This is a genomic window from Microvirga sp. HBU67558 (assembly GCF_018069605.1).
Classification (GTDB): domain Bacteria; phylum Pseudomonadota; class Alphaproteobacteria; order Rhizobiales; family Beijerinckiaceae; genus Microvirga; species Microvirga terrae.
In genome coordinates this window covers 1-24247 of sequence record NZ_JAGPUP010000530.1, presented here as the reverse complement: position 1 = coordinate 24247, position 24247 = coordinate 1, and the positions used below count along the sequence as shown (strand labels likewise).

At 63.4% G+C, this 24247-nt stretch carries 26 protein-coding genes; 10 read left to right on the top strand and 16 right to left on the bottom strand.

Translation table 11 applies throughout. From position 1 onward, the window contains the following. Window positions 1-64 precede the first annotated feature (64 nt). The 3 genes from KBI52_RS17770 (at window position 65) to KBI52_RS17760 (ending at window position 2513) form a co-directional block, all read left to right on the top strand. Window positions 65-1660, top strand: a complete 1596-nt coding sequence (locus KBI52_RS17770) for an MBL fold metallo-hydrolase (protein ID WP_210809098.1) — start codon at window positions 65-67, stop codon at window positions 1658-1660. Between the two features lie 131 nt (window positions 1661-1791). Next, window positions 1792-2196 carry a hypothetical protein gene (locus KBI52_RS17765; protein ID WP_210809095.1) on the top strand — a complete coding sequence of 135 codons (405 nt, stop codon included), beginning with the start codon at window positions 1792-1794 and terminating at the stop codon, window positions 2194-2196. Then, complete coding sequence (locus tag KBI52_RS17760) at window positions 2196-2513, top strand: cytochrome c (RefSeq protein WP_173948700.1); 318 nt, start codon at window positions 2196-2198, stop codon at window positions 2511-2513. Before KBI52_RS17765 ends, KBI52_RS17760 begins: the two co-directional genes overlap by 1 nt. 44 nt (window positions 2514-2557) lie before the next feature. On the opposite strand, the gene KBI52_RS17755 is transcribed toward KBI52_RS17760, so the two are convergent. The 8 genes from KBI52_RS17755 to KBI52_RS17720 all read right to left on the bottom strand — a co-directional run bounded on the left by KBI52_RS17755 (window position 2558) and on the right by KBI52_RS17720 (window position 9649). Beyond that, a complete protein-coding gene (locus tag KBI52_RS17755) occupies window positions 2558-3400 on the bottom strand; it encodes a universal stress protein (RefSeq protein ID WP_210809091.1) in 843 nt (280 codons plus the stop codon). Between the two features lie 64 nt (window positions 3401-3464). Continuing rightward, on the bottom strand, window positions 3465-4448 hold the full coding sequence (locus KBI52_RS17750) for a zinc-dependent alcohol dehydrogenase family protein (RefSeq protein ID WP_173948658.1): 984 nt from the start codon (window positions 4446-4448) through the stop codon (window positions 3465-3467). Between the two features lie 9 nt (window positions 4449-4457). Then, window positions 4458-4739 (bottom strand): hypothetical protein, encoded by a 282-nt coding sequence (locus tag KBI52_RS17745; protein WP_210809089.1) that lies wholly within the window; start codon window positions 4737-4739, stop codon window positions 4458-4460. A gap of 237 nt (window positions 4740-4976) precedes the next feature. Next, window positions 4977-5276 carry a monooxygenase gene (locus KBI52_RS17740; RefSeq protein ID WP_173948656.1) on the bottom strand — a complete coding sequence of 100 codons (300 nt, stop codon included), beginning with the start codon at window positions 5274-5276 and terminating at the stop codon, window positions 4977-4979. A 298-nt stretch (window positions 5277-5574) separates the two neighbouring features. Next, complete coding sequence (locus KBI52_RS17735) at window positions 5575-6837, bottom strand: patatin-like phospholipase family protein (RefSeq protein ID WP_247654469.1); 1263 nt, start codon at window positions 6835-6837, stop codon at window positions 5575-5577. A 10-nt stretch (window positions 6838-6847) separates the two neighbouring features. Continuing rightward, on the bottom strand, window positions 6848-7672 hold the full coding sequence (locus tag KBI52_RS17730; protein WP_173948655.1) for a 3-hydroxybutyrate dehydrogenase: 825 nt from the start codon (window positions 7670-7672) through the stop codon (window positions 6848-6850). 140 nt (window positions 7673-7812) lie between these two features. After that, a complete protein-coding gene (locus KBI52_RS17725) occupies window positions 7813-9075 on the bottom strand; it encodes an MFS transporter (RefSeq protein WP_210809087.1) in 1263 nt (420 codons plus the stop codon). Window positions 9076-9151: 76 nt separating this feature from the next. Then, a complete protein-coding gene (locus KBI52_RS17720; protein ID WP_173948653.1) occupies window positions 9152-9649 on the bottom strand; it encodes a cupin domain-containing protein in 498 nt (165 codons plus the stop codon). 228 nt (window positions 9650-9877) lie between these two features. On the opposite strand from KBI52_RS17720, the gene KBI52_RS17715 reads away from it, so the two are divergent. Beyond that, the gene (locus KBI52_RS17715) at window positions 9878-10834 is read left to right on the top strand and encodes a LysR family transcriptional regulator (protein WP_210809084.1); all 957 of its coding nucleotides are present in this window, start codon (window positions 9878-9880) and stop codon (window positions 10832-10834) included. A 3-nt stretch (window positions 10835-10837) separates the two neighbouring features. Here KBI52_RS17715 and KBI52_RS17710 read toward each other — a convergent pair whose 3' ends face one another. The 3 genes from KBI52_RS17710 to KBI52_RS17700 form a co-directional block, all read right to left on the bottom strand. Then, complete coding sequence (locus KBI52_RS17710; RefSeq protein ID WP_210809081.1) at window positions 10838-12160, bottom strand: NAD(P)/FAD-dependent oxidoreductase; 1323 nt, start codon at window positions 12158-12160, stop codon at window positions 10838-10840. A gap of 44 nt (window positions 12161-12204) precedes the next feature. Further along, window positions 12205-12660: a DoxX family protein gene (locus tag KBI52_RS17705; protein ID WP_210809079.1), complete on the bottom strand. Its 456-nt coding sequence runs from the start codon at window positions 12658-12660 to the stop codon at window positions 12205-12207. Window positions 12661-12833: 173 nt separating this feature from the next. After that, window positions 12834-13412 (bottom strand): NADPH-dependent FMN reductase, encoded by a 579-nt coding sequence (locus KBI52_RS17700; RefSeq protein WP_173948646.1) that lies wholly within the window; start codon window positions 13410-13412, stop codon window positions 12834-12836. 428 nt (window positions 13413-13840) lie between these two features. On the opposite strand from KBI52_RS17700, the gene KBI52_RS17695 reads away from it, so the two are divergent. Further along, window positions 13841-14257 carry a hypothetical protein gene (locus tag KBI52_RS17695; RefSeq protein ID WP_173948644.1) on the top strand — a complete coding sequence of 139 codons (417 nt, stop codon included), beginning with the start codon at window positions 13841-13843 and terminating at the stop codon, window positions 14255-14257. 141 nt (window positions 14258-14398) lie between these two features. Here KBI52_RS17695 and KBI52_RS17690 read toward each other — a convergent pair whose 3' ends face one another. The 3 genes from KBI52_RS17690 to KBI52_RS17680 form a co-directional block, all read right to left on the bottom strand. Beyond that, entirely contained in the window at window positions 14399-15178 is a 780-nt protein-coding gene (locus KBI52_RS17690) for a DUF2063 domain-containing protein (RefSeq protein WP_210809077.1), read from the bottom strand. 8 nt (window positions 15179-15186) lie between these two features. Further along, window positions 15187-16083, bottom strand: coding sequence for a DUF692 domain-containing protein (locus KBI52_RS17685; RefSeq protein WP_210809074.1), 897 nt, complete (start codon window positions 16081-16083; stop codon window positions 15187-15189). Between the two features lie 107 nt (window positions 16084-16190). Then, window positions 16191-16502 (bottom strand): DUF2282 domain-containing protein, encoded by a 312-nt coding sequence (locus KBI52_RS17680; RefSeq protein ID WP_210809072.1) that lies wholly within the window; start codon window positions 16500-16502, stop codon window positions 16191-16193. A 297-nt stretch (window positions 16503-16799) separates the two neighbouring features. Between KBI52_RS17680 and KBI52_RS17675 the strand changes: the two genes are divergently transcribed. After that, complete coding sequence (locus KBI52_RS17675; RefSeq protein ID WP_173948629.1) at window positions 16800-17294, top strand: DUF302 domain-containing protein; 495 nt, start codon at window positions 16800-16802, stop codon at window positions 17292-17294. A 341-nt stretch (window positions 17295-17635) separates the two neighbouring features. Here the strand turns inward: KBI52_RS17675 and KBI52_RS17670 are convergent, their stop codons facing one another. Next, entirely contained in the window at window positions 17636-18544 is a 909-nt protein-coding gene (locus KBI52_RS17670; RefSeq protein ID WP_210809070.1) for an AraC family transcriptional regulator, read from the bottom strand. Window positions 18545-18736: 192 nt separating this feature from the next. After that, a complete protein-coding gene (locus tag KBI52_RS17665) occupies window positions 18737-19513 on the bottom strand; it encodes an alpha/beta hydrolase (RefSeq protein WP_210809068.1) in 777 nt (258 codons plus the stop codon). A gap of 537 nt (window positions 19514-20050) precedes the next feature. Here KBI52_RS17665 and KBI52_RS17660 point away from each other — a divergent pair. The 4 genes from KBI52_RS17660 (at window position 20051) to KBI52_RS17645 (ending at window position 24170) form a co-directional block, all read left to right on the top strand. Next, window positions 20051-20401, top strand: a complete 351-nt coding sequence (locus KBI52_RS17660) for a HigA family addiction module antitoxin (RefSeq protein ID WP_210809066.1) — start codon at window positions 20051-20053, stop codon at window positions 20399-20401. Then, window positions 20391-21887: an ATPase domain-containing protein gene (locus tag KBI52_RS17655; protein ID WP_210809064.1), complete on the top strand. Its 1497-nt coding sequence runs from the start codon at window positions 20391-20393 to the stop codon at window positions 21885-21887. The genes KBI52_RS17660 and KBI52_RS17655 overlap by 11 nt, the downstream gene beginning before the upstream one ends. Window positions 21888-21889: 2 nt before the next feature. Beyond that, window positions 21890-22978 carry a sensor histidine kinase gene (locus KBI52_RS17650; protein WP_210809062.1) on the top strand — a complete coding sequence of 363 codons (1089 nt, stop codon included), beginning with the start codon at window positions 21890-21892 and terminating at the stop codon, window positions 22976-22978. Between the two features lie 424 nt (window positions 22979-23402). Then, entirely contained in the window at window positions 23403-24170 is a 768-nt protein-coding gene (locus KBI52_RS17645; protein WP_305797892.1) for an alpha/beta fold hydrolase, read from the top strand. Window positions 24171-24247 lie beyond the last annotated feature (77 nt).

The window sequence follows — 24247 nt, the reverse complement described above, 5'->3', positions numbered from 1 at the left end:
GGCTCGACCGCGGTGTACGAAGGTGCGATCCTTCCGCCCGACGGTCAAAGCCCGGGAGAGAACCTTGTCGCTTCGTCTCCACTTCCACGGCGCCGCCCGAACCGTGACGGGTTCCTGCTTCCTGCTCGAGACGGAAACAGCCCGCATCCTGATAGATTGCGGCATGTTCCAAGGGTCGAAGGAGGAAAGGGAGCTCAACTACCAGCACTTCCCGTTCCGCGCCGCAGGGATCGACGCACTCTGCCTCACTCACGCGCACATCGACCACAGCGGCCTCGTGCCGAAGCTCGTGAAGGCCGGCTTCGATGGTCCGATCTACGCGACTGCCGGAACGGCGGATCTCGCGTCCATCATGCTGCCGGACTCCGGCTACATCCAGGAGATGGAGGTCAATCAGCTCAACCGCCGCAACCGCCGCCGAGGTCGGCAGACCGTGTCGCCGATCTACACGGAGGAGGACGCCGTCGCGTGCCTCACACGGTTTCGGCCCGTGGCTTACGGGCAATGGCAGGAGGTCGCTCCCGGCTTCCGCGCCCGCTACTGGAATGCAGGCCATCTGCTGGGCTCGGCCTCCATCGAGATGGAGGTGATGCATGGTGGGGACGGGAAGCCGACCCGCCTTCTGTTCTCCGGCGATATCGGCCCCGATCACAAGCTCCTTCAACCCGATCCCGCCGGTCCCCGCGACCTCGATTACGTGATCCTCGAATCCACCTATGGCGATATCGATCGTGCGGGCACCACCATCGAGCGTCGCCGCCGGATGCTGCGTGACGAGGTCCGGGCCGCGATGCATCCGAGCGGCGCGTTGCTCATTCCATCGTTCGCGGTTGAACGAACGCAGGAACTCCTCGTAGACCTTTTGGAGCTGATGGAAGCGGGTGAACTGCCGGACATTCCGATCTTCATCGACTCGCCCCTGGCCTCGAAGGCCAGCGCCATCTTCAAGCGGCATGCCGGGGAACTCAGGAACGGCACCGATCTAGTCCAGGCGCTCGAGTCCCGATGGGTCCGCTTCACGGAGACTGTCGAGCAGAGCAAGGCCATCGACCGCATCCACAGCTTCCACATCATCATCGCCGCCAGCGGGATGTGCGAGGCAGGCCGCATCCGGCATCACCTGAAGGCTTGGCTCTGGCGGGACGAGGCCACCGTTCTCTTCGTCGGGTTTCAGGCGCAGGGCACGCTCGGCCGGATCCTTCAGGATGGTGCCTTGAAGGTCCGGATCCACGGTGAGGAGGTGAAGGTCCGGGCCCGCATGCGGACACTCGATCTCTACTCGGGCCATGCGGACGGGCCGGAGCTGAAGGCCTGGCTCGCCGAGCGTCTTCCAGTCCGGCGCGGGGTTTTCCTCGTGCATGGAGAAGACCCGCCCCTCAAGGCGCTGCAAGCGTCCCTAGCCGATCTTGATCACGCGCCCGGCGCGATCATTCCGGAGATCGACGACGTCTATGATCTGGCAGGCGACCAAGCAGTCCGGATCGAGCGCCGTGAGGAGCGTCTGCCGAGTGCGAGCGCCGGGCACCGCGACTGGCACAACGACTACGCGGAACTGCTTCTCGAGATCAACGATGCCGTGGAGGCGGCGGCTGGCAGAAACGCGAAAGGGGTCATCATCCGGCGCATCAGGGATGCCCTGAAGGATGGAGCGCGCGGGTAGCCTCGCATCGGCTTTCCGATCCACGTTTGGTTCCGTGTTGATCAGGATCAAGGCGGCGAGGCGAGTTGGATCCTACGCTTTGCCACAATGGTATGGCCTGCTTGAGCCGTGGCCATGCCCGGGAGGGACTGATGCTCCATCACATCACGCTGCACCTCGCCCGCAGCAAGCAGTTCCCCGAAGGAAGTTCCCGTCACGGCTATGAGATCACCGCGCCGCTCGATGCAGAGGGGCGCCTCGATCAGAAAGAATGGGGAGCGAGACGGAATCACTGCCGGGTCAGGCGCTTCTGGGCCGACGAGGGTGACCGCCAGGGTGTTCTGGTCCATCGACCAGGCGGAGCCGGCGGAGCGACCTGGATGATCGACTACAACCAGGATCAGCTTGGCGACGAAGAAGCGGGCTATCACCTGCATCAGCATCGTTTCATTGAGGGCGAATACGTCACCATCGAGGACGATGACGACAAGCCTTACACGTTCCAGGTCGTCTCGGTGACGCCAGCGCAACCCGGCATGGCAGGGGGGCATCGATGATGCGGCGGCTGGCTGTCCTCTCCCTTGTTCTCGCTAGCGCCTCGTCGGCTGCCATGGCCCAGTCCGGACGGGTGCAGCGTGGGTTCACGTTCGCACAGACGAACTGCTCTCAATGCCATGCCATCGGGCGTTTCGGCGAAAGCCCCATTCCGGAGGCGCCACCCTTCCGGACCCTGCACACGCGCTATCCCGTTGAGGACCTCGCTGAGGCCTTTGCGGAAGGCATCACGACGGGCCACCCGTCCATGCCCCAGTTCCAGCTCGACCCGGCTCAGATCAACGATCTGCTCGCCTACCTGCAATCCATTCAGGGGTAGAGCCCATCGGCAGGTCATAATCTTCGAGTTGCGTGCGCTTGCATTCAGTAGGAGAGGAACAGGGGCACAGGCGCGTTTTTGAGCAGCGATTGTGTCGTACCGCCGAGCACCATCTCGCGCAGGCGTGAATGGACATAGGCACCCATCACGATCATGTCGGCACGCGTAAGGTGGGCATGGTTGCGTAGGGTTTCGGCCACGTCCGCCTTCATCGCAGGCAGCGCGAGGACGTTCACCGTGACGCCATGACGAGTGAGGTGCGGTGCAATCTCAGCACCAGGCACCGTGTGCTCCAGGTCCTTCTCGCCCGTGACGCTGACCAGCTCGACCTGAGTGGCAGCCCGCAGGAACGGCAATGCATCGTTCAGGGCACGTGCCGCCTTGGCACTGCCATCCCATGCCACGACGATCCTGTCTCCCGCGAAGGCCTCGCGACCCTGTGGCACGACGATGAGCGGCCGGCCGCTGTCCATCAGTACGGCCTCGATCAGCCCGCGATCAACGGCCAGGGCAATCGGCTCGGAGTCGAGGATCGACAGATCATGGGCGCGGGCAAGGGAGGTAAAGCTCTTGATGAGCGCCGGATAGGCGAGCTGCGGCGCCTGTGTGGTGCAGGCAACGCCCGATGCGGCCGCGGCCCGTTGGGACGAGTCGGCGACCGCGCGCGCAAGCGCATCCAGCCGGCGGTTCTCGGCGGCCACCAGTCCTTCGGCGATGGCGCTGACGAAGGCATGGGTCAGGGTGAGCTTCAGGGAGGCAGCCTCGACAGTGACATGGGCGTCCGCCTGCCGGGCGAGCGAAAGCCCGTAGGGCAACGCGGACGACCGTTCCTCGGCTTCGCCTTCTTCCGTGATCCCGATCAGGACGCTGCGAATGTTCTCGATCATGATTTTCTCCCTCTGAACCTGTGATTCGATTTCCGGACGCAATGACATCTGCTTCCTTCCTGCATCAGGGGACCAGGACCGCGGCCCCTTGGAGCCGTCCCGACCGGAGGTCATCCAAGGCCTCGTTGGCGGCCTCCAGTGGGTAGCGCACCGTCTGGGTCCTGATCCGGGCCCTGGGAACGATCGCCAGAAAATCCGCGGCGTCCCGTCGGGTCAGGTTGGCGACGGAGACAACCTGCCGCTCCTCCCAGAGAAGCCGATAAGGGAAGCTCGGGATGTCGCTCATGTGGATGCCGCCGCAGACCACGCGGCCGCCCTTGCGCACGGCCTTGAGCGCTAGGGGTACGAGATCGCCCACGGGCGCGAAGATGATCGCTGCGTCGAGACTTTCGGGCGGCGCCTCGTTGGAGCCATCGGCCCAGACCGCTCCGAGCGAGCGCGCGAACTCCTGGGCGGCGAGATCGCCCGAACGCGTGAACGCAAAGACGTGCCGTTCCTGCCAGGTGCAGACCTGCGTGATGATGTGAGCCGCCGCACCGAAGCCGTAGATGCCGATCCGCTCGCCGGGACCGGCAGCCACCAGCGAGCGCCAGCCGATCAGGCCGGCACAGAGGAGCGGAGACAGTGCAATGGGATCGCCGTCCTCCGGCAGTCCGAAGGCATACTCTGCGTCAGCGATGACGTGGGAGGCGAAGCCGCCGTCGCGGGTGTAGCCCGTGAACAGCGGCTCGTCGCACAGGTTCTCATGGCCTGAGGCGCAGTAGGGACAGTGACCGCAGGTATGGCCGAGCCACGGAATGCCCACACGGTCCCCCGGCTTATGACTCCGGACCCCGGATCCGAGTGCCTCCACCCGTCCCACGATCTCGTGGCCGGGAATGACGGGTAGCCTGGGGTGCGGCAGGTCGCCGTCGACCACATGGAGATCGGTCCGGCACACCGCGCAGGCTTCCACAATGACACGGATCTCGCCTGGTCCGGGGGGCGGAACCGGGCGCTCCTCCATCACGAGATCTGTGCGCACCTTGCGGAGAACCATGGCCCTCATGGCATCGCCTCAATGGAATGCGGCTTCCATCCGCGCCCTGAGGGCCTCGATTTCGCGAAGGTAAGGGGCGCGCCGCCTGCAATGGGACTGCCAGAGATTAGCGATCAGTTGCTCCTTGCGGGCCTCGGCCATCGGCCTGCTCTCGATCACCAGCAGGTTGCTTCCGTGGGCGACGTCCAAATCAGCCAGGATCGCGAGCAGCGACTGAAGCCTCGGGAGGATGTCCGGTGCATAGACCCGGTCAGCCTTCGACCCATTCCCGGCCTGCAAACGCTCATCATTGATGGTCATGGAGCCCTCCGCCGTTGGTACGGCTCGTGAAAAGCTCGCTCGTCCCTGATCATACCCGAAGATCAAGCAGGTTGCCGCAGGAATCATCCGGCAGCCTGGTGGTGGACCAAGGGATCTTTCCCATCGAACCTGGGCAAAGCATGGCGCCTTCTCCGGCCGCGGCATTAATCCAGATCAAGGCGGATCTCGAGGGCAGCACCACCACGTGGCGAGCCCTTCCGATCTTCCACTTCGTGCTCAGGCTGATGCGGCCGCATTGTCGATCACGAGAGGCGTGTCGAAGTACTCGATCTGCGGAGACGCACCGAAACGCTCGGCAATCCGCTGCCGCCAGGCGTCGGAATACATCCTTTCTACGGCCTCGAGGCTCTCCCACAGGTACACGCCGCCTCCCGTCCGCTCCGCGCCGAGCAAGTAGTATTTCCGGATCAGCCCTGCCGCTCCCCGGAACTGGGGTGCGAAGTGCTCATAGGCGGCCTTCACCTCGTCGGATGAGAGACCTTCGGGCAGGGGAAAGCGCACAATGGCCGTGATCATCATCAGCTCTGAACCGCTGGCAGACAGCATCGCTAGCAATCGGGCAGTACTATCGCCGAGTTCTCTCCTGCTCGAAGTGTGGCAACACACCGAAATGTCGCTTGTTGGCACCGGGCTGACCTTAGCCATAATTCCGCATTGGAGGCGTGAGCTGACCTTCACAGGCAAGAACTCAATGGCTCAGTTTGACCCATTGCGGAAATTGGTGCGTATCGGGCTACAACAAGGGCGCCAGCTCCCATCGGCGCATACCTTATCGGGATGGTTCCGCAACAAAACCTATGATCCCAGACCGCGCTCAGCCCGCCGTCATCATTATCCCGGGCCGGGCCTCGTGCAGGATGAAGCCCTCGACTGGATCGAAGTCACCCGACCACGGTGCCAGTTCCAGAACCCGGCTCGTGTCGGCGTAGCCCGCCTCCCAGCGGCGGCGGATGCCCCGCGGGCTGAAGTCGATGTCCTTAGTGTGGTCATCCCCCTCGAAAGGCGGCGCCAGCAACCGGACCACATGCATGCGGGTCAGGCAGCCGTAAGCCGCCAGCTCCCGCACCGCCTCGGTCTTCCGCTGCTTCTCCGGCAGCCGCCGCACGAGCTCAGCGATCACGTGGCGCAACCGATGGATCTGCTTCTGCCGTGTGATGTGGCTGACCGCGCGGCTGGAATACTGGATGTCCTTCTGCCGGCTCATCACCTGCCAGATGGTATCCGGTTCGGATCCCTGCGGATTCCAGATGTGGACCGCGAAGATGACCGAGTTTTTCCGTGGATTGTCGTCGAACACGGCCTCGACCGGCGTGTTCGACAGGATGCCGCCGTCCCAGTAGAGATCGCCGTCGATCCTCACGGCCGGGAAGGCAGGCGGCAGAGCGCCGGAGGCCATGACGTGCCGGACATCGAGATCCATGTCGCGACTATCGAAGTAGCGCATCTCGCTGGTGCGCACGTTGGCGGCTCCCACCGTGAGACGCGTCTGCCTGCCGTTGATCCGGTCGAAGTCGACGAGATCGGACAGGGTGCGGGCCAGAGGCGAGGTATCGTAGTAGCCGGCAGAGTCCGATCCCAAGGGTATCTGGAGGCCAAGGAAAGCCGGCAGGTTCGGCCGGAAGAAGGCCGGAATGCCCTGAGCGATGGTCGTCAGGTTCGTGGCCAACGGTCCCACGAGAGGCCACGCGCCCAGGAGCTCCATCCAAGGGCTGTGCTGCATGCGGCTCCAGAACTCCTGAAGCCGCTCCATGCGATCCTCCGGCGCGTTGCCGGCGATCAGGCTGGCGTTGATCGCGCCGATCGAAGTGCCGATCACCCAGTCGGGCTCAACCCCGGCCTCATGCAGGGCCTGATAGGCGCCAACCTGATAGGCGCCGAGCGCGCCGCCACCCTGGAGAACGAGAACGATCTGTCCGAGCTCCTTCGGGATGCGGCGGAGGCGGGCCGGTATGACGTCCGGGAGCCGTTGTTCGGTGATCGTTTCAGGCGGGGTTCCAGTCCGCTCGAGTTCGCCGATCACCGCTGCGTCGGAGCCCTTGTTGTTCCTCTGGGTGTCGGGTGTGACATGTTTGAGCATGGCGTCCTCCTCAGTGAGCCGTCCAGCCGCCGTCGACCGGCAGGGCGGAGCCCGTAATCGAGGCCGCGGCATCGCTGGCCAGGAACGCTGCGAAAGCCCCGATCTCCTCCACGGTGGCGAAGCGCTTGTTCGGCTGCTGTGCCAGCAGCACGTCCCGGATCACCTGCTCGCGCGGGATGCCGTGGGACTTGGCCTGTCCTTCGATCTGGGCCTCGACCAGCGGGGTGAAGACATAACCCGGGCAGATGGCGTTGCAGGTGATGTTTTCCTCAGCCGTCTCGAGAGCGACCACCTTGGTTAGGCCCACGATCCCGTGCTTCGCCGCCACGTAGGCGGCCTTGAACGGGGAGGCGACGAGTGCATGCGCCGAGGCTATGTTGATGATGCGTCCCCGGCCCTGGCGCCGCATGGCCGGAACGGCGAGGCGGATGGTGTGGAAGGCGGAGGACAGGTTGATCGCCAGGACCGCGTCCCATTTCTCGACCGGGAACTGGTCGATCGGACTGACGTGCTGGATGCCGGCATTGTTGACCAGGATATCGAGGCGGCCGAAGGCCTCCAGGGCAAGGCTCACCATGCCGGCGATCTCGTCCGGCTTGGTCATATCGGCTGCCGAATAGATCGCCTTGCCGCCCGTCTCGCGCTGGAGGAACTCGAGGGTGTCGTTGACCTCCTCCGGCTTGCCGAAGCCGTTGATCACAACAGAGGCTCCGGCCGAGGCGAAGGCGCGGGCGATCCCGAGTCCGATGCCGCTGGTGGAACCGGTGACGAGGGCGACCTTGCCGTCCAGAGATTTTGCGGAACCGGTCGCGGGCTGGGTGAAGGCGACGTTCATGGTAATCCTCCTGATGGTGGTGCGCTGTTGGGGCGGAGCGTCATCCGACCCGTTCGACGATGGCAGGGGGAGGATCGGACCCGAAATGCCGCCTCGCTCCCGTATTGATAGAGGCCCGCTATCGAGCCGCCCGGCTACGCCTAGTGGACCGCGGCCGGGGCTGGCGTCGGGACATCGCGCCCGGTTTCAGGCAACGGGCTCTCGGCCATGGGCCGCAACCGTACGGCCAGAAGCGAGGCGGCCAGGAGCGAGATCCCGACACCCGTGACGCACGCTCCCCAGCCGAAGCGATCGAAGACCTGCCCCAGGACTGCGCTGCCCACCAGCCCGCCCGAGAAGTAGGAGGCGAGATAGAGCCCACTTGCCGAGCCCCGGTCCATCGTGGCCGCATAGCTGACAAAGCCTGTGGCGGTCGCCTGGGCGAAGAACGTGCCGCCACCGATGAGCATCAGGCCGATCAGAACTGCCGGGAGGTTCGGCACGACCAGGAGGGGCAGGCCGAAGCCTGCGATGGCCAGCGAGCCCCAGAAGGTCGGCCGGGTCCCGAACCGCTGCACCGCACGGCCGGCCAACAGGGTGGTGACGATGGATGGGGCGAAGACGAAGTACACGAGCCCGAGGCTCATCTGGCTGAGTGCGATCGGCTCACGCACCAGCACGAAGTTTACGAAGGTGAAGGTGCCGATGAAGGCAAACAGGATGCAGAAGCCGATGGCGAAGCTGGGGCGCAGGAGCGGGTTGCGCAGGTGCTCCGCCCAGACGGAGAACGGTGACGGGCCGGATCCGCCCTGATCCGTCATCATCGCGGCCTGCGTGAGCCAAACATAGACGATCACGGCACCGAGGAGGTTCAGGCCCGCCAGGGACAGGAAGGTCGCCGGCAGGCCGAGATGATCGGCAAGTCCCGCCGCCAGAAGCCGGCCGAAGAGGTTGCTGGCGACGTTGCCGGTGATGTAGGCCGCGAAGGCCCCGCCCGCATCCGTGGCGCTGCAATGCTCGCCGAGATAGGCCAGGGTCAATGTGAATGCGGAGGCCATGCACAGCCCCTGGGCGATCCGCAACACCGTGAAGGTCGCGAGGTCAGGCGCGATGGCCAGCAGTGCCGTCGGGATCGCCAGTACCGTGAGGCTGATCAGGATGCCGCGCCGGCGATCGATGCGATGGCTGAAGTAGGCGACGCCTAAGCAGGCGGCCGCCATGCCCATCGTGGTGGCATTGACGGCAAAGCCTATGGCGGCGGGTTTCACGCCGTAGCTCCGGGCCAAGGCCGGCAGGATGGCCTGTGTCCCAAAGAGATCGACTACCGTCAGGAAGGCAATCAGGCCAATAAGAAGAGTCCGTTCGATCGTGCCGGCATGATGGCCATGCATCGACCTCGCTTCGTGTTGGCTGGATGTGGTCATCGTCATCTCCTGTCGCAGGAGGGTGGACTGGTGCCGGGCCTGACGGACCGGGCACCAGCCGGGGCAGCCGAACGCATCACATCATGTGAGGGTCTGCCTTGGGCATGTCGTGGAATACATCGGACGACAGCAGCACCACCGGGGTCTTGCCGGTGTTCTTCCACCAGTGCTGAACCCCGCTCTTCTCGACCGAGACCTCGCCGGCCTTATGGACGATCGGCACCGAGCAGTTGCTGGCATATTCCTCGATCGTGCCAGAAACGACGTAGATCAGGGCAGGACGGTCCTCGTGGCTGTGCCAGGGCACGATCCCGCCGGGCTGGACGACCAGTTTCCGCGTCCGCAGTTGGCGATCAGCGAGGTTAACCTTCTCCTTGGACAGGTCGATCGAGGCGAGCACCGTGTCCGTGACGCCCTTGGGCTGCATCTCGCCCTGCGTGCGGACGCCGGGGCTGACCTTGTCCGCCGGGCACTCCCCGGCCTGGGCAGAGAGGGAAAGGAAGGCACCTGCCGCAAGGGTAGCCGCGCAAAGCCCGGTCCGGATCATATGAGCGCCTTGAATTCGGTTCAGCATGTCGATGTCTCCTCTGTTCCGCCGCGCCCGGATGGAGGCACCTTCGGGAGCCAGCGCGATGCGGTGATCGGATGGTCAGGCAGGCGGAGACGGAAGTGAAATGCCGAGCCGACCTCGACTCGATAGCCAAAAGCTATCGCGGCTCCAGAGCCGCAGGTGGTATTTTAAGGGTGCGAGCTTGTCAGCGCGGACACTGATCCCTGGAGAATGCTCTCGAAGGAGGATCCCATGGAAATGCACCAGATCCGGTACTTCCTGGCCGTGTGCGAGGAACTCAACTTCACGCGGGCGGCGGACCGCTGCAACGTGGCCCAACCCTCCCTGACGCGGGTGATTAAGCTCCTCGAGGAGGAACTGGGCGGCCAGCTCTTTCATCGGGAGCGCGCCAACACCCACCTGTCGGAGCTCGGCCGGATGGTGAAGCCGCATCTGGAGGAGGTCTATACGCACTCGCTTGAGGCCAAGAGGCAGGCCCTCGACTTCACCAAGCTCAAGAAGACCAGTTTGAGGCTCGGGGTGATGTGCACGATCCAGCCGGACGAACTCATCGACCTGGTGAGCGGACTTCAATCCAGGCACCCCGGAATCGAGCTCGAAGTGGTGGATGCCAGCGCGGCCCAGTTGGAGGACCGCCTCCTCAGTGGGGATCTCGAGGTGGCCATCTACTGCATCCCGGGCCAGGAGCCGGATGAGCGCCTGCATTACATGCCCCTGTTCCGGGAGCAGTTCATGATCGTGGTGTCGCCCAACCATCCCTTGGCGCAGCGCAACACGATCCGCCCGAGCGACCTCACGGGCGACCGCTATCTCAACCGGGTCAATTGCGAGTTCTTCTGCTATGCCGGAGCGCTCTGGCGCGAGCATGGCTTCGAGGGATGCGCGACCGTCTACCGGAGCGAACGCGATGACTGGATCCTCGCCATGATCGCCGCCGGGCTCGGCTTCGGCTTCATGACGCAGAGCTGCGCCAAGCATCCCATGGTGGTCTGCCGCCCCATGGTCGATCCCGAGTTCTGGCGCGAGGTGAACTTGGTGACTGTCCGCGGGCGGCCGCACTCGCCCGCGGTCGGCGCTCTGGTCAAGGAGGCGATGCGGGCCCGCTGGCTGGGCCAGCCCGCGATCGCCGCAAAGGCCGAGAAGGAGCGAGTGGCTCTCGAGCACCCACCCCTTGAGCTAGCCCAATGAGAGCTACGCCACTCCCTTCAGGTGAGGCTTCGTGATCGCTGTTTCCGAAGCGACCTGGTCGAGGCCAGGATCGGATCCTGTGATGAGGCGTGTGCCGCGCTGGAGGCTGACATAGGTCCAGGCCCAGTTCATCGCCACGACCAATCGGTTGCGGAAGCCGATCAGGAAGTAGATGTGCGCCAAGCTCCAGAGCCACCACGCCAGGTAGCCGCTGAGGCGGAGCCGGCGAAACTGCACCACGGCCCTCTTGCGGCCGATGGTGACCAGCGCCCCTGGGTCGCGGTAGCGGAAGGGCGGAAGATCGCCCCCGGCAACCCGTGTCCGGATCAGCTTGGCAAGGTATTTTCCTTCCTGCTTCGCCACGGGGGCGACCCCCGGGAGAGGCTTCCCGTCCATATCGAGCACATGGGCCGTGTCACCGATGACGAAGATCTGCGGGTGCCCCGGCACGCTGAGATCGGGTGCGACCCTGACGCGCCCCGCCCGATCGGTTTCGGCCCCCAGCCATCGACCGGCGAGCGAGGCCTGCACGCCCGCGGCCCAGAGGATGGCGCGCGTCCCGATGCGCTGGTCCCCGAGCAAGACGCCGGCGTCATCGCAGCCCGTGACGGCCGTCGAGACCCGAACCTCGACCCCGAGTTCCTCGAGCGAGCACCGTGCCGCCTCCGAGAGATGCTCCTCGAACACCGGCAGAAGGCGCGGGCCCGCCTCGACCAGGACGATGCGAGCATGGGTCGGGTCGATCGAGCGAAAGTCGGCCGCCAGGGCCTCACGGGCCAGCTCGGCGATGGCTCCCGCCATTTCGACGCCTGTCGCGCCACCCCCGACCACCACGAAGGTGAGCAATCGGCTGCGCTCCTCCGGGTCCGTCTCGAACTCGGCCTTCTCGAAGGCCAGCAGGATCCTGCGGCGCAGGCCAGTGGCATCGTCGATCGTCTTGATCCCTTTCGCGAACGCCTCCCAGTCGTCGTGACCGAAATAGGCATGCCGGGCTCCGGTCGCGAGCACGAGATAGTCGAACGGAATGCGGCGATCTCCCGCCACAACCTCGCCGGAGTCCGTGTCGATGCCGGTGGCTTTCGCCAGCATCACCGACGTGTTCCGCTGGCCCTTGAGGATCGTGCGGATGGGCGAGGCGATATCGGCCGGCGATAGCGCCGCCGTCGCCACTTGGTACAGCAGCGGCTGGAACACATGGTGGTTCCGCTGGTCTATGACCGTAACGTCGACCGGTGTGTCGGCGAGGGCCTTCGCGACCGTCAGCCCCCCAAAGCCGGCGCCAACGATCACGACCCGGGGCCGCCCGGTGTGAGATACCTCGTTCATGTCAGGCTCCTTTCGTCGGGTTCCGACGCATTCTCGTGAAGGGTTCATCGGGTGAAAGCGGCGACCTGCGGCCTGCGGAACAGGAGGTGGTCGAGGGAGAGGGTGCCGGGCCCTCGGCTGATGACCACCAGGAGGGCCGTGGCCCAGAGGATGTGGTCCGGCCAGCCGCCTGGATAGACGAAGGCCTGGATCACGGCCGTCATGGCGAGCAGCCAGGCCGCCGACAGGCGCGACGCGAGACCGACGATCAGCAGGACCGAGAAGACATTCTCGGAGAAGGTCGTCAGGTACGCGGCGAAATCGGGCGGGAGCAGCGGAACCATGTACTCCTCGTGGAACAGAAAGAACGTGGAGTCCTTGATGTGGAATCCCTCGATCTTCGTCTGGCCCGAGCGCCAGAAGACCCCGCCGGCGGCAAGGCGGGCGATCAGCGAGACGAGACTGTCGGGAACGGCGTCAGCGAGAGCAATGCCCCGATCGACCAAAGCTTTGATGGACATCGTGGAGCCTCCTTTGGTTCAGGACCGGAGGATGCCGATCCTGTCCCGATATCACACCACCCGCCGGTCCGCGCCGGAAATACCGAGGAGCCATCGATCCCATAGCCGGTTGCTATCCTGTCTGGATGGACTGGTGACACAGCCAGCGCCGCCGGTTCCCAAGTGCCGACTGGTCAGTAAGGCGTTCCCTCCGCGCGCTGGCGGTGCAGGGCCTCGGCATACCAGGCGAGTTCACTCACGAAGCGGCCGGCCGCCTTGTCGAGCCAGGGCACTTGCGCATGTCCGTCGGGGGTGAGGGCCGTGCCGATCTCGGGAATGGGTAGCAGGGATGGAATGCTCGGGGTCCCGATCTCGCCCAGCATGGTGCGAAGCTGCATGGCGGCCCGAACGCCGCCGAAGCGCCCGCCCGAGTAGCAGACGATCGCTGACGGGCGCCAGAAATACTCCTCCAGGAAGTGATCCAGCGTGTTCGACAGGGCCGGCGGGATGCTGTGGTTGTACTCGCCCGACACCACCACGAACGCATCGGATTTTCGGAGGAGTTCGGCGAGACGCTCGAGGACCTCGGGCGCCTGCCCCTTGGGATGTTCTTTGTACATGCGGTCGAGCAGGGGGAGGCTCAGCTCAAGGGGATCGACAAGGGGCGCTTCATACCCGCGCTCCTCGAGGTGACGGATGATGAAGCGGGCGGCCCGCAGCCCCTGCCTGTCGGAGCGGACCGAGCCCAGGATGACTGGCGTAAGGAGCGGCATCTCGTCCTCCTGTCTGTTGATGTTCGGGCGCAGTGCATGGATCCGCCCTAACGCCCCTCCATCAAGCCACCAGGCGCTCTGGATCTGAAATGCCCGAAAGCCATCGAACCCATAGCCTCCTGCTATGGGACATTCTGCGACCATGGGTGTCTCGTGAAGCAGGGGAGATCTCACCTGATGGATGCCAAGCACCTCCACTCATCGCTAACCAGAATGACAGCTCGCGTCGGGTACCACTCCCGAACCTACTTCATGCGGCTTGAGGCGTGGATCAGCACGATTGAGAGCGCCATCAATGCCGCGGTCCATAGAGCCTTTCTATGATCGCGGAAGCCGACCGATATTTCCGCTCGTGCTCGCCAACTGCCATCCTCTCTGCACCAAATAGCCGAAGCCCCTTGGGTCAGGCTTGGCGCAAGGAGGTTATGATGAGCACGAGCGAAGCCGAACATGTCCTCGTCGTGGACGACAATCACATCTTCCGCGAGACCCTCGCACAGAGGTTGCGGGATGCAGGACACCGGGTCACCGCGGCAGAGACCGCAGAGAAAGCCTTTTTCGCATTGCGCGACTGGAGCAGGCCGGTTGGTTGGCTTTACACGCGTGCCTGCCTGCCAGGTCTCATCGATGGCTGGATCCTCGCCGACGAATACCACGACCACCAGAGGAAGCGCGCGGTCATCATTGCTGCGTCGGAGGCGCGCGAGTCGCAACAGGGGGATATCGTCCTGGATCACCCGTCAGTCACGACCGTTCTGGACATGCTCCGGCACATGATCGGGGCCGCGCGAGCGAATACGGCTGCGGCACCTGCCGAAACGGGCTACCGACGGCGTGCGGCCTGACGGCCAAGGCATGAAGATCGGAGTTTTCCGGAGTGTCGTTCCAGAGTGGAAACCTCGGAAGGCTAGACTTTGGACTGCTCCCGTTACGGCACCGAAGGTTCCGATTGCCGCCGCCGATGGATTCTGCCTCCCGCTTGGGCTCTATAACCCCTGATGTCCCAGGCGGTGGATGCCTACGATGATCCTGACGGCGAGAATTCCCGACAACGTGGTGATCAGATCAAAATCCGGATCAGCCGCTGCCCCATCGGCGGCAGCCCTCAAACTTGCACCCTTCAGGAGCGCCATCAGGAAGGTGGCTGCGCCAGGGGGGAGGCGGTGGACCTCCACGTCGAGATCCGGGCGGGCCACGAGGGCGTCCTCTCCGTTCGAGCCGTCGATCATGGGTGATTCACCCGAGTGGGTATGGGCTTCCCAAATCGACACGACCGGGTACTGCGACGTCACGATCTGCACGGAGGGATGTAGCTTGAGATGGGTGTCGTCCCACCGGTTTGGCGCAAGAGCGGCAAGTTCATCGAAGGTGAGCGGAGAAGCATCCGCCGCGTGATAGGCGCGCGTCAGCGCTGCCTCAAGGCGGGCCACATCGCCCAGGTATGGGACTGGGCCTGCGGGTGGGAAGGTCTCGATGAAGTTCGCGAAGTCGTCGCCATAGGTCATGAGAACAGGCGAGCGGGGTGGCGACAGCTCGATGAACACCCGGGCCGTGGCGCGGAAGAATTCGTCTCCAACAAGAGCGTGGCAGACAGGAAACCGGGCCACGAGAGCCTCGGTCAGGCTGACGAAAACATTGTTGCGGTAGACATTGAAGCGGTGCCCGGCCCGGTTCCTCCCTGCCGCATGGATCCCCGGCGGGGCCTCACGCGTGCGGTCGAGCAAGGCTAGGGAAAAGTGCTTCCGAAGCGCACGCAGCGACAGCATGACGGACCTCACGTGAACTCGAGCACGGCCCTGCGGCGGTATCTCTCCGTTACCAGGGCGCGATCCGCCTTCCTGGCCTCGGTCATCAGAGTAGGAAATGCGGGAACGTCATTGTCCCATTCGATCAGCGTCGCGACCGGTCCGGTCCGCCGGAGAGTCAGCTCGAACAGCCTCCAAACGATGTCCGCCACCGGAGTGCCGTGGGCATCGATCAGGAGCCGGTCCCCGGTATCGCCCTGGTCCTCGGCAAACCCGGCAAGATGGATCTCGCCGACGTATTCGACAGGAAAGGCGTCGAGATAGGCTGTTGCATCGTAAGCATGGTTGGTGGCCGAGACGAACACGTTGTTGACGTCGAGAAGAAGCCCACAGCCGGCCCGGCACGCGATCTCGCGCAGGAAATCGATCTCCGACATGTCGCTTTGCTCGAAGGCGATGTAGGTGGAAGGATTCTCCAGCAGCATGCGCCGCCCCAAGGTCTCCTGGACCTCGTCGACGTGCTCGCAGACCCGCCTCAGGGTCGGGCCATCGTACGGCACCGGCAGCAGATCGTTGAGGAACACGGTGTCGTGCGTGGACCAGGCGAGGTGCTCGGAAAACGACTCGGGCTCGTAGCGCTCGATCAGGCGACGCAGGCGGGCGAGATGCGTCTTGTCGAGCGGCTGGTCGCCGCCGATGGACAAACCCACGCCGTGCACCGACAACGGATAATGGGCTCGAATCCGCTCCAGGTACCGGTGCGGCGGTCCGCCGTCGCCCATGTAGTTCTCCGCATGCACCTCGAAGAACCCGACTGGGGGTAAGGCCTGGAGGATCTCCCCGTAATGCCGGGGCTTCAACCCCAGTCCGGCCCGTGCGGGAAGCACCCCGAGGCTGGAAGGTGTGCGAGAGGCTGGTGCAGTCATGGCATCCTCCTGTCCTGTGCTCAATGACGGCCCGGGCCCAAACAAAGCGGATCCCGGGCGCTTGGTACGTCCATCGTTGGGCCCGGAACTGTGTCCCGGCAGGTCGATCAGGACGGTGGAAGGTCGCGGTTGACCGCTTGCAGGCTGCCCATGCGGTTGCCGGGGGCCATCACGGTCGTGCAGGTACCCTTGGGCACGATCTTCCAGGCGTTGCCCTGATAGTCGATCTTGGAGGTGCCGGCACAGGTGGTGCCGGGGCCGGCCGCACAGTCGTTCTGTCCCTTGAGGGCAACTCCGAAGCACTTTTCCTGGTCGGCCGTCGGTGGGCGCTTGGGCTGCGCATGGGCGGCAGTCGCCGCGGCATAGGCGAGGGACGCCGCCATGGCCGCGGCAACGCTGATCGTGGTTCGGGTGGTCATCGGTTGTTTCCTCCATTCGTGGAGCGGCGCCACGACGGCGTCCGCACGAGCCATGGTCATGGCAACGGAAGGACAGGTGAAATACCGGCTTGCGATGGAGCCGATAGCTGCCGTCTATCATGGGGTGGCCGGCTGGATCGAGCGGGGCTGACGTCCGCACGGTCTGCCCTTCGGCTGACGATAGCCTGAGGATATGGACTTGAAAGCCATTCGGAATTTCAGGCGGAGAACGCATGGCCTCATGCTTGCGGCATGGCTCACGAACAGCGCGTGAGCGGCAACCAGGAGGACCGATCCATGACAGCCCGCATCGCAGCTCTCGCCGCAGCGACCCTCATCCCGTTCACCCTCGCCCTCGTGCCCGTCGGTGCAAGGGCGGAGGACTCGACCCACCAGGTGCTCGAGAACGGGCTCGTCCGCGTCAAGAGCGCTTACCCGTTCAACGAGACCATCGACCGGATCAAGCAGGACATTGCGGCGAAAGGCATCATGTTCTTCCTCGCGGTCGACCAATCGAAGCTCGCCTCCGAGGCCGGGATCAAGCTGAGGCCGTCGACGCTCCTGGTGTTCGGCAATCCGGCACTCGGCTCGCAGTTCATTACGTCCAACCCAGATGCAGGGATCGACTGGCCGGTCCGGCTGCTGGTTTCGGAGGGTGAGACCGGTGCCGTGTGGACCGTTTACAACGACTTCCATCATATCGCCCGTCGCCATCGCATAACGGATCGGGACACGGCTTTCGACAAAGCATCCGATGTGATCTCGTCCATTGCATCAAGCATTTCCGAGTAGGGCCTGGCGAGGCGACTGACTCGCCAAGGATTGAAGACGGAGCTGGTCGCACACTTCCACCCTGTCGTGGATACGGATCGGTGCTTTCCCGGCTCCTAGGAGGCATTGCCCGAAGAGACGGTGACTCCGGATTTGACGTACGTTCTGCCTGGAAGGAAGGTCGGTTCCTGGCACGTTCCGGACGGTGGGCGAATTTCCGCTTTGGACAGGAACATCGGATGTTCCTGTCAGTGAACGAATTTCACTACCTGACCCAAAGCAGTCATCGTCTGCGTCGGGGATGTCCTAAACCTAGCGTGCTCTATCGGTACCTTCATTACGAATTATCCGCGCCGGAGCTCTTAATGGATCGTTGCTCTCCACGCTCCCGGCGTAGTGCCGACGAGGCGTGCGAACGTGCGGGTGAGATGGCTTTGGTCGGAAAAGCCACACGTCAACGCGATGTCCGCGAGGGAGGTGTCGCGGAAAGTGAGGAGATCTTTCGCCCGCTCCACGCGGCGTCGTTGAAGCCATTGATAGGGCGCCATGCCCGTCGATCGCTTAAAAGCATGAGCGAACTGGCTCGTCCGCAGTCCACATAGGCTCGCGAGTTCGGCCAGTCCGATGCCACCTACCACGCTGGTCTCCATAACCTCTTTCGCCAGCCGCTCTTGCCATGTGCTCAAGCCGCCTCTGACCGGACGACGCATGGCCAGATCTCCATAGGTAGCGCATACATAGATCCCGAGGCTCCACATAAAGTGATCCGCAAATAGCGGGTCAATGGTCTCTGGTGCGTCGAAGTAGGGATAGATCCGCAGGGCGAGACGGCGAAGGACCGGATCGTCCGTCACATGATAGAGGCTCTTGCCCAGATGCGTCACGTGCGGCACTTCGAGATCATCCGCGATCTCGCGCATGAAACTCCGCTGTAGGATGGTTTCGACCGTATGGCGAGGTGTGGTGAAGTCGATGTGCTCCAAGCCCGACACGTATAGGAAATGCGTCTCGCCCCTGCGGTGCGGACGCGAAATGGTGCGGCCGTCCATGACGACGTCGCTCTTTTCATCGTTGAAGCGCACGCCAATGCTGTAGGCGTCTTCCCACTTCGGAAACTCTGCATTGCTCTCGACAGACTTGAAGCCGTAGCAGACATCAGCCGAGATCAGCCGAGAGCTTGAGAGCCCCCGGACGGCAAGCTTTCTGTCCGTCTTGCGAGGCAGCCCAATTGGAACCGTGGCGACTTCAACCAATCGCAGGTTGAGGCTCATGGCGACCTCCTCCGTCTCGTGACACCCCATTCCTAACATGGCAGCGCAATGCAGGGTACCTCGTCCCTATTGCTTCGATCTGCGCCTCACAGAGAAGGATTGGACGAGAGAGTTAGGTCTGCATTGAACGATCCTGCAATTCGGTTGGAAAATGGATCTGGGCGCCGGATAAGCCAGTGCCCAGACGGGAGGCTATTGGAGCCCGGCGTTGACGGCAGCACGGGCAATCAGGTCGGCCACAACCTGGGGGGTTGAGACATAGACCGCATGGCTGCCTGGCGTTTCCACGGTGATGGCTCCCGCTCGCTCAGCCATCTGACGTTGGGCAGCGGGCGGGATCATTTTGTCGTCAGTCGCCACCAGATACCAGGTGGGCTTCCCCTTCCACGCTGGCGCGCTCACCTTTCCTTTCAGCGCGGCGACGCCCCAGGGGACCTGGGAAGCCGCCATGAAGGATGCGAGTTCCACGTCAACGTCCGCGGCGAACGAGTCAAAAAACTTGGCCCGATCGAGGAAGAGAAACCCGTCCATGGGGGCCAGGATTGGGGGCACGGGGGAACCAGGCGGCGGGTTCGCAATCAAGCTTGAGACCGACTCTCCGGCATCAGGTGCGAAGGCCGCGATGTAAACAAGGCCAGCAACCTTTGGGTCGGTCCCTGCCTCGGACACCACAACACCACCGTAGGAGTGCCCGACCAGGATCACTTGGCCCGAGGCGGCCGCAATTGCGCGCTTCGTTACAGCTACATCGTCGGCGAGCGAGGTCGTAGAGTTCTGCACGACAGTAACATCGAAGCCGTCCTTCTTCAGGATACTATAGACGCTCTGCCAGCCGGAGCCGTCCACAAAGCCGCCATGGACGAGGATGACGGACTTGACGGGTTCTTCGCCAGCCGCCTTGGCTGAGACGGCGCCGATGCCGAGAGCCAGGGCTGCGGCAGAAGCAAGAAGAGTAATGGTGCTGGACATGTTCTTTCTCCCTTTCCAAAGCACTTGTGGGCTGGAAGCAAGCAGCCACGCAGTTCGGGTTGCTCTACCAGCCTGATGCCACGGTATTCGGAGCTGTCGTCCCTCGATTGAACGATCCTGCATCGCTCGCGGTCACAGCGCTCGGTAGCACTACTTTGGATAAATTGTAGAGGTTCAGGTTGTATCCGCCCTGTAACGAGCCTGAGCCGGCTGACGCTATAGGCACGGCGAAGGATGGATTGATGGTAGGGCCATTAGGGTTCAAACCTCAGTATCCTATGCTGCTTCGTCCGAGGTCCGCCTTTGGCACTCCTGAGGCCTACGCTTGAAGGCAGCAATCCTGGCGTAACCAGACCTTCCTCACGGTCCGCGAACTTCGTTGCCTGACCCCAAGCCGACCTTTGGGCCGCGCGTGACGAGGGACGAGCGGACATTCCTGAAGGATTTGATGGAGCAATCATATTTAGATCAGCGGCAGCCCTTGTTTTCGGTGGCCTGTCGCCCATAACGCTACAGGTGTAGCATCAAGGATCGATCATGAAAGCCTCCCGAGGCACCCCTCCGGCAGTTCCGGCTCATCCAGGCTTGATCCTGCGTGACCGGATCCTGCCTGGCCTTGATCTCTCCGTCAGCCAAGCCGCCCGCGAGCTTCGCATCGCACGCCAGACGCTTCATAAGGTTCTCGCCGGCACGGCCGCCGTCAGTCCCGAGATGGCCACGCGTCTGGCGCGTCTCTCGGGCACGACACCGCACTTCTGGCTTGACCGCCAGCAACAGTACGACCTCTGGCACGCCGAACAGGCGCTCGCCGACGTGCTCGGGCTGATCCCGACACACACCCTTCCGGCCGCTCTTCAGCAAGAGATTGGACTTCATCATGACCGATAAGCCTCAACCCTCCCCGAAAGCGCGGACCGGGGTTGCGGGGCTGGACGATATTCTCGTCGGCGGCTTGTCCCCCGGGCACGTCTATCTCCTGGAGGGCAGCCCCGGCACCGGCAAGACCACCATCGCGCTCCAGTTCTTGCTCGAAGGAGCCAAGATCGGAGAAACCGGGCTCTACATCACCATGTCGGAGACCGAGCAGGAGCTGCGCGAAGGAGCCGCGTCACATGGCTGGACCATCGGCGGCGATGTTGAGGTGTTCGAACTCGTGCCGCCGGAGAACCTCCTTGACGACGAGCACCAGCAAAGCCTGCTCTACTCGTCGGATCTGGAGCTGGGTGAGACCACCAAGGCCGTGTTCGAGGCCATCGACCGAGTCCAGCCGGTCCGCATCGTGATCGACAGCCTGTCCGAGATCCGCCTCCTGGCGCAAAGCTCCCTGCGCTATCGTCGTCAGATCCTGGCGATGAAGCACTACTTTGCCCGGCAGGGCGCGACGGTGCTGATGCTGGACGACCTGACCACCGACACGAATGACAAAACCGTTCACAGCCTCGCCCACGGCGTCATCCGCCTGGAGGGGCTGACGCCCAACTACGGCGCCGAGCGCCGCCGCCTGCGAGTGATCAAGTATCGTGGCCAGTCGTTCCGGGGTGGCTTCCACGACTTCATCATTGCCGAAGGGGGTGTGCAGGTCTTTCCGCGTCTTATCTCCAGCGAGCACAAGACAGGCTTTGACCGCCATGTGCTCACCAGCGGCATTGGTGAGCTCGATACACTCCTGGGCGGCGGCATCGAGCAGGGCTCCAGTACCTTGATCATGGGACCTGCGGGGGCAGGCAAGTCCCTGCTGGCTGTCCAGTTCGCCGTCGCTGCCGCCGCACGGGGCGAGAAGGCGGCCTTGTTCATCTTCGACGAAGAGCTTGGATTGCTCAAGGACCGCACCAGGCTGATGGGCATCGATCTGGACGCGCTGTGCGCCAGCGGTCACCTGTTTATCGAGCAGGTCGACGCCGCCGAGCTCTCACCAGGAGAGTTCGCCCACAGGGTCCGGGCCAGGATTGATCGCAACAGCGTCAAGACGGTCGTGATCGATGGCCTCAACGGCTATCAAGCCGCCATGCCGGATGAGCAATTCCTGACTCTGCATATCCATGAGCTGTTGCAGTACCTGAACCGGCAGGGGGCCTCGACCTTCCTGACCGTGGCCCAGCACGGACTCGTCGGCGACATGAAGTCGCCCGTCGATGTCACTTATCTCGCCGACACAGTCATCCTGCTGCGCTACTTCGAGGCGTTCGGCCAGGTTCGGCGGGCGATCTCCGTCATCAAGAAACGGTTTGGCACGCACGAGAACACCATCCGCGAGATCCGGATCGACACCAAAGGCATTGCCGTCGGAGAGCCCTTAACGGGCTTCCAGGGGGTTCTACGCGGCACTCCGGTCCTGGCCGAGGGCAACCGGTCCCGGCTGCTCGAAGACCGCTGAGCATGAGCGACACACCCCAGTCCCGTTCGGGGCGGGCGCTCATCCTGGCTCCGCACGGACGGGATGCGGCTGTTGCGGCGGACATCCTGCAAGCTGCGGGAATTGCGGCCGAGATCTGCCCCGACCTTCCGACACTGTTGCGCGAGATCGCGCAAGGTGCGGGTTTTGCTCTGGTCACGGATGAGGCGTTCCGCACCACTAATCTGAAGGAGCTTTCCCAATGGCTGTCGGATCAACCGCCGTGGTCCGACTTCGCCTTCGTGCTTCTCACCCGTCGTGGCGGTGGGGTTGAGCGAAATCCGGCCCTGGCGCGTCTGTCCGAGATCCTCGGCAACGTGGTGTTTCTGGAACGCCCCTTTCATGCCGGCACGCTGGTGAGCGTAGCCCGTTCCGCCTTGCGGGGACGGCTTCGGCAATATGAGGCGCGATCCCGCCTGGAGGATCTGCACGAAGGTGAGGAGCGGCTGAGGGCGGCGCTCGAGAAGGAAAGGCGCGCAGCCGAGCATCAGAGGGTGCTCATCAACGAGTTGAACCATCGGGTCAAGAACACGCTCGCGACCGTGCAGTCGATCTCGGCGCAGACCTTGCGCACCGCAGAGACGAAAACGGACGCGCGCGAGGCTTTGGAGATGCGGCTGCTGGCTCTGTCCCGAGCCCACGACGTGCTCACCCGCGAAAGTTGGGAGGGCGCCGATCTGGTTGAAGTGGTCGCCAACGCTCTCAAGCCTTACGAGATCTCGGAGGAGAGCCGCTTCCACATCAAGGGGCCGCATGTGCGGGTCACGCCGCGCATGTCGCTCGCGCTGGCGATGGCGCTGCATGAGCTGGCGACCAATGCAGTGAAGTACGGGGCACTGTCCAACAAGACCGGCACTATCGAGGTGTCATGGGAGTTGCAAAATGGAACCGCGCCACCGCGGCTGACTCTGCGCTGGACGGAGGCCGGGGGGCCGCCCGTGGTCGCCCCGAGTCGGCGGGGCTTTGGGTCGCGTCTCATCGAGCGCACCTTGGCGCAGGATCTGGATGGACAGGTGACGATTGCCTTTCCTCCCACCGGCGTCGTGTGCATTGTCGAAGCCCCTGTGGCGTAGATCTCGGGCGACGATCTGGAACATGTGCAATGATCCTGTTCCATTCGACAATGATCAACGAAGATCGATCTAAAGAACTTGCAAGGAGCGGCGGTGCAAGTTCCGAATGTCGCCCCCGGCAGCTTTCGATGTGGGAGTCTACCCTGTACCACCGATTCCAGCACCTTGCGGAAGTTGACCCGATCGGGACCTTCGTGATTTGACTCAAACCTTGAACACAGGATCCAGGACTCGTAAGTTTATTACGCAATGCCGAGGGGCTGACGTACGATCCCGAATGTCGATATGGGAGTAGACACAGCTCGAGAGACCGGTAACCTGACGAGCCAACCCTCCCAACCAGTCTGTGGAATTCCATCGAGTGCCCATGCCTTCCATTCTGGTCCGACACAATGTTAAGATTCTGGGCCAGGGCGAGCAGCCCATGATCTTTGCCCACGGTTATGGCTGCGATCAGAACATGTGGCGGTTCATTACCCCTGCTTTCCAGGACCGCTACAAGATCATCCTCTTCGACTATGTTGGGCACGGGCAGTCCGATGCTGCCGCTTTCGATCAAGCACGATACGATTCCCTCCAAGGCTATGCTGATGACGTCCTGGCGATCTGCCGCGCGTTGAACCTCAAGGATGTCATTTTCGTCGGACACTCGGTCAGTGCCATGATCGGGGTTCTCGCTGCCATCCGGGAGCCGGAGCGGTTCGATTGTCTTGTGCTCATTGGCCCCTCACCACGCTACATCGATGATGCCGATTTTGTGGGTGGGTTCACGCAGGAGGATATCGAGGGTCTGCTGGATTCCCTCGACAGCAATCACCTCGGCTGGTCGAGCGCCATGGCTCCGGTGATCATGGGCAACCCGGAGCGGCCGGAACTCGGCGAGGAACTTACCAACAGCTTCTGCCGCACCAATCCGGACATCGCCAAGCACTTCGCCCGTGTGACATTTCTCTCGGACAACCGCGCTGACCTGCGCAAGGTGAAGACCAAGGCGCTCATCCTCCAGTGCTCGCAGGACGTGATTGCACCCGAGGCGGTTGGGCACTACGTGCATCAGAACCTGCCGGACAGTGAGTTCGTCCTGATGCAGGCGACGGGCCACTGCCCGAACCTGAGTGCACCTGAGGAGACGATTGCCGCCATGGAAGCCTTTCTGCACGGTTCAGCTTCCAACAAGACGGCGGCAGAGTGAGCATCGACCCTAAGAGCCCGTCCCGAAAAGGGTTGAGTGGCCGAGGCCGCTATGATTCCAAGAGGGTGCTGATGCCT